The 5,725-nt window shown below is 65.4% G+C and carries 4 protein-coding genes; 3 read left to right on the plus strand and 1 reads right to left on the minus strand.

Annotation, left to right across the window (positions count from 1 at the left end; all coding sequences use genetic code 11):
- The 3 genes from GTP69_RS30505 to GTP69_RS30515 form a co-directional block, all read left to right on the plus strand.
- The coding region (locus GTP69_RS30505) for a cyanophycinase (RefSeq protein ID WP_161058382.1) at nt 1–1,007 on the plus strand (1,007 nt) is incomplete at its 5' end.
- A 97-nt stretch (nt 1,008–1,104) separates the two neighbouring features.
- The gene (locus tag GTP69_RS30510; protein ID WP_161058383.1) at nt 1,105–2,511 is read left to right on the plus strand and encodes an IgA Peptidase M64; all 1,407 of its coding nucleotides are present in this window, start codon (nt 1,105–1,107) and stop codon (nt 2,509–2,511) included.
- A 94-nt stretch (nt 2,512–2,605) separates the two neighbouring features.
- Nucleotides 2,606–3,073: a hypothetical protein gene (locus GTP69_RS30515; RefSeq protein WP_161058384.1), complete on the plus strand. Its 468-nt coding sequence runs from the start codon at nt 2,606–2,608 to the stop codon at nt 3,071–3,073.
- A gap of 114 nt (nt 3,074–3,187) precedes the next feature.
- Here GTP69_RS30515 and parC read toward each other — a convergent pair whose 3' ends face one another.
- Nucleotides 3,188–5,491 carry a DNA topoisomerase IV subunit A gene (gene parC, locus GTP69_RS30520; protein ID WP_161058385.1) on the minus strand — a complete coding sequence of 768 codons (2,304 nt, stop codon included), beginning with the start codon at nt 5,489–5,491 and terminating at the stop codon, nt 3,188–3,190.
- Nucleotides 5,492–5,725: the final 234 nt, after the last annotated feature.

The following is a 5,725-nucleotide window of genomic DNA, read 5'->3' on the forward strand; positions in this document are numbered from 1 at the left end:
CGGCGCCGGTGGCGGCCGCCATCGTCGACTCCCTCAACCGCTACGGCGCCGACGCCTTCCAGATCCCGCTGGCGGTCAAGCTGGCCGACAGCGATTTCCGCAAGGCGGCCGACGACCCATTGCTGGCCGACGCGGTGCGCGGCGCCGGCGGCGTGTTCTTCTCCGGCGGCGACCAGGCCCGTATCACCCAGGCGCTGGTGCGCGCCGACGGCAGCCGCAGTGCCGTGCTGGAGGCGGTGTGGGAGGTCTACCGCAAGGGCGGCGTGGTGGCCGGCAACAGCGCTGGCGCGGCGGTGATGAGCAGCACCATGTTTTACGCGCCCAAGACCGTGTTCGCCACCCTGCGCGGCGGCGTCACCGACGGCCAGGAAATCGCCCCCGGCCTCGGCTTCATCGGCGACGACGTGTTCGTCGACCAGCACTTCCTGGTGCGCGGCCGTTTCGCCCGCATGATCCCGGCCATGCTGAAGAAGGGCTACAAGTTCGGCCTCGGCATCGATGAAAACACCGCCATGGTGGTCGATGCGCAGCGGCGCGTGGAGATCGTCGGCAGCAAGGGCGCGCTGCTGGTCGACCTGTCGCGCGCCAGCACCGATCCGGCCCGCGCCGGCTTCAACGTCTCAAATGTGGTGATCAGCTACCTGGATCGCGGCGACCTGTACGACCTGAATACGCACGCGTTCACGCCGTCGGCGGCCAAGGCGGGCGGGCGCATCGTGCCGCACAAGGACTTGCTGGCTGATCCCGTGTTTTCGCCCGACATCCTGGGCCGCAACGCACTGGTCGAGCTGATGGAAAACCTGATGAACAACCGCCGCAGCGAGGCGATCGGCATCGCCACCAGCGGCGCCGGCTCGACGCTGCCGGAGCTGGGCTTCCAGTTCACGCTGAGCAAGACGCGCGACAGCGTCGGCTACGCCTCGGCGGCGCCGCACAGCTACTCGATCCTCAACATGCGCCTCGACATCCGCCCGCTCGACATCGGCCAGTCGCTGCGCACACAATAGCCGCCGCCCGCCGCCCGCCGCCCGCCGCCGGACTCGCCGCAGCGCCGACGCCGGTTTACAATGACGCTCACGTTTCCAACTGACCGTCAGGACCTCCATGATCCGCAATCTCCTCTCCCTGCTGGCGCTGTGCGCCTCGGCCTCGGCGCTGGCCGCGCAGCCGGCCACCATGCGCGTCGATTACCTCCACAGCGGCAACGCGCTCGACGAGCACTACGCGCTGGAGCGGGTGGTGGTCGAACCGCTGCCGTGGCCCGGCAACCTGCGCCAGACCATCGACACCACCAACCGCGGCAACAACATGGTGGAAGTGGTGGACGCCAAGACCGGCAGGCTGCTGTACTCGCGCGGTTTCAGTACCGTGTTCGCCGAATGGCGCAGCACCGAGGAAGCGGCCCGCATCAACCGTGGCTTCGAGGAGTCGGTGCGCTTTCCGCGTCCCGAGCAGCCGGTGCGCGTGCGCATCCTCAAGCGCGACGAGCGCAACCTGTTCTCGGTGGTCTGGACCGCCGACGTCAACCCCGACGCGCAGGACGTGATCCGCAAGCAGCCGCCGGCGCCGGTCAAGCCGATCGGCATCCGCGTCAACGGCCCGTCGGAAGACAAGGTCGACCTGCTGATCGTCGGCGACGGCTACACCCAGGCCGAGATGAAAAAGTTCGAAGCGGCCGCCCGCCGTCTGGCCGACCACCTGTTCCAGGTCTCGCCGTTCAAGGAGCGCGCCAAGGACTTCAACGTCTGGGCCATCGCGCTGCCGACCGAGGAATCCGGCGTCTCGCGGCCATCGACCGGCGTCCATCACGCCTCCAGGCTGGGCGCGCGCTACGACATCTTCGGCAGCGAGCGCTACGTGCTGACCACCGACAACCGCGCACTGCGCGAACTGGCGCAGTACGCGCCGTATGAATTCATCGAAATCCTGGTCAACAATGAGACCTACGGCGGCGGCGGCATCTTCGGCCAGTTCAGCACGGCGGCGGCCGACAACGACTGGGCCAACTACCTGTTCGTGCATGAATTCGGCCACCACTTTGCCGGTCTGGCCGACGAGTACTACACCTCGCCGGTCGCCTACGCCACCGGCGGCGGTGAGCGCCGCGAACCGTGGGAACCCAACGCCACCGCGCTGCACGATCCAGCCAATCTGAAATGGAAGAAGTTCGTCAAAGAGGGGACGCCGTTGCCGACGCCGTGGCCGAAACAGGCTTACGAGACCGCCTCGCGCGCCTACCAGAAGGAACGCGCGGAGCTGCGCGCCGCCAACCGGCCGGAGTCGGAGATGAGCGCGCTGTTCCGCCGCGATCTGCAGCAGAGCAATGAACTGTTCTCGCGCGATCCGCACCGCCACACGGTCGGCGCGTTCGAGGGCGCCAACTACGAGGCCACCGGTTACTACCGGCCTGAAATGCAGTGCATCATGTTTGACCGCAGTGATACTTTCTGCTCGGTGTGCGCCGACGCGATCAGCACCATCATCGATTTGTATTCCCGGCCGGAAAAATAAACCGACGGTTTAGTACGCTAGCGTACAGTGTGTGGAGCGGGCGAGGCTTAAGCTGTATCTCACTTACTCAAACAACACCGAAAGGGATCACATCATGAACAAAATTATCGCTACCTTGATCGCCGGCCTGTTCGCTACCGCCGCTTTTGCCCAAACTTCGGACGTTGCTAAAGCGCAAGCCGATGCCAATAAAGATGTCGCCAAGGCGCAGCAGAAGGAAGCCAAGGTCGATGCCAAGGCTGACCACAAAGCCAACAAGGCCATCGCCAAAGCCGACAAGGTGCATGAAGAGCAGCAAGCCAAAGTAGGCGTGGAACAAGCCAAGGCCAACGAAAAAGTTGCCAAGGCTGATCCTGAAGACAAAGCCAAGGCTGCCGCCAAGGGTGACAAAGCCGTAGCCAAAGCCGAAGAAAAAGCTGAGAAAAAATCGGTGAAAGCCGACGCCAAAGCGATCAAAGCTTCGGTTGATGCTACCGAAGACAAAGCCCTGGCCGCCAACAAAACCGCCGCCACCAAAGCCAAGGCCGACGCTGACGTCAAAGAAGCCGCCGCCAAGCACTAAGCACGAAGCTTTACCCCGGCAATCCGGGGTCAGGTCCGGCATTTAGACACGGGCGCTAGCGTAGCGAAAACTACGGTAGCGCCCGTGTCCATTTGCCGGACCTGACCCCGGATTTTAGACGATCGGGACCAGGCCGCTTGGCTTGATCTTGGTCGCCAGTTCCTTGCCTTTGCGCGCGCGCTTGCCGAAGTGCACCGCCAGCGCCGACGCCGACAGCCGTTCTTCCTGCGCCTTGCCGCCACGGCCGATGCCGTGTACGGTCACGCCTTTCTGGCTGATCGGCTTGGCCGCCAGCAGGGTTTCCTTGTCGCCCAGCTCCATCAAAATCACGCCGCGGCCGCCGTTGGTCAGCACCTTCATTTCATCCATGCCGAATACCAGCACCCGCGCGCCCGACGACAGGGTCGCCACGGCGCTGGCCGTGTCCGGAATCACGGTCGGCGGCAGCGGGACGTCGCCGTCGTCCAGCGTGATGAACGATTTGCCGCTCTTGTTGCGGCTGACCAGGTCGGCCGCCTTGCTTTCGAAGCCGAAGCCGGCGCTGCTGGCCAGCAGCAGGCGGGTAGCGCCGGCGCCGGCGAAGTAGTGCAGCAGGCGCGAGCCGGATGCCAGGTCGATCAGGGTGGTGACCGGCACGCCGTCGCCGCGCGCGTTCGGCAAGGCCGCTACCGGCACCGAGTACACTTTGCCGTTGCTGCCGAACGCCAGCAGGTGGTCCACCGTGCGGCATTCGAACGCGCCGTACAGCGCGTCGCCGGCCTTGAAGGTGAATTGCGCGGCGTCGTGGCCGATGCCGCTGCGGGCGCGGATCCAGCCCTTCTCGGAGATGATGACGGTCACCGGCTCGTCCACCACCTTCTGCTCGACCACGGCTTTCTGGGCTTCTTCGATCAGCGTGCGGCGGGTGTCGCCGAAGGTCTTGGCGTCGTTGTCGATTTCCTTGATGATGGCGCGCTTCATCGACGAAGGGTTGTCCAGCAGGTCTTGCAGTTGCTGGCGGTCCTTGCGCAGCTCGGCCAGTTCCTGTTCGATCTTGATCGCTTCCAGCCGCGCCAGCTGGCGCAGGCGGATTTCCAGGATGTCTTCGGCCTGGATGTCGCTCAGGTTGAAACGCGCCATCAGCGCCGCTTTCGGTTCGTCCGAGTTGCGGATGATGTGGATCACTTCATCGATATTCAGCAGGATGGTCTGGCGGCCTTCCAGGATATGGATGCGCGCGTCGACCTTACCCAGCTTGTACTGCGTGCGGCGGGTCACGGTGGCGAAGCGGAACGTGATCCATTCGCTGAGGATTTCGCCCAGGCCTTTTTGGCGTGGCCGGCCGTCGCCGCCGATCATCACCAGGTTGATCGAGGCCGACGATTCGAGCGAGGTGTGCGCCAGCATCATCAGCATGAATTCGGTCTGGTCCTGGTTTTTCGATTTCGGTTCGAACACCAGGCGCACCGGTGCCGCGCGGCCCGATTCGTCGCGGATGGTATCCAGCGAATTCAAAATCAGCGATTTCAGCGCCAGCTGTTCCGGCGATAGCGCTTTCTTGCCCAGCTTGATCTTCGGGTTGGTCAGTTCTTCGATTTCTTCCAGCACTTTTTGCGACGAGGTGCCCGGCGGCAGCTCGGTCACCACCGCCTGCCACTGGCCGCGCGCCAGTTCTTCGATCTTCCAGCGCGCGCGAACTTTCATCGAGCCGCGGCCGGTGGCGTACATGTCGGCGATCTGTTGCGGCGGCGTGATGATCTGGCCGCCGCCGGGGAAGTCCGGGCCCGGCACCAGCGCCATCAGCTCGCTATGTGTGATTTTCGGGTTGCGGATCATGGCGACGGCGGCGGTGGCCACCTCGCCCAGGTTGTGCGACGGGATTTCGGTGGCCAGGCCGACCGCGATGCCGGAGGCGCCGTTCAGCAGCACCATCGGCAGCCGCGCCGGCAGCAGGCACGGTTCTTCGGTCGAGCCGTCGTAGTTGGCCTGGAAGTCGACCGTGCCCTGGTTGATTTCGTCCAGCAGCACTTTGGCGATCGGCGTCAGGCGCGCCTCGGTGTAGCGCATCGCCGCCGCGCCGTCGCCGTCGCGCGAGCCGAAGTTGCCCTGGCCGTCGATCAGCGGGTAGCGCAGCGAGAAGTCCTGCGCCATGCGCACCATGGCGTCGTACACCGACTGGTCGCCGTGCGGGTGCAATTTACCCAGCACGTCGCCGACCACGGTGGCCGATTTGCGCGGCTTGGCGCTGCTGTTCAGGCCCATTTCGTTCATCGCGTAAAGGATGCGGCGCTGTACCGGTTTCTGGCCGTCGCACACGTCCGGCAGCGCGCGGCCCTTGACCACCGAGATCGCGTAGTCGAGGTAGGCGCGCTCGGCGAAGGTCGACAGGGTCAGGGCGTCGCCGCTCTCGCCATCGCCGCCGCCGGCGCCGCCGAACATGCCGCCGTCGTCGCCACCGCCATTGCTGCCACCGTTGCCGTCGCTACCGCCACCGCCACCGCCACCGCCACCGCCACCGCCTTGGCCGCCATCGCTGCCGCTGCCATTGTCACTGCCGTCACCGCCATTGTCGGCATTGCCAGCGACCGCGTGGTTGGCGTCGATGCCAGCCGCGTTGTCCGCGCCATCAACGGCGAGTTCGGGGGCCGGCTGGCCGTGGGCGTGCGCTTCGGC

Source organism: Duganella levis (genome assembly GCF_009857605.1).
Lineage (GTDB): Bacteria > Pseudomonadota > Gammaproteobacteria > Burkholderiales > Burkholderiaceae_D > Rugamonas > Rugamonas levis.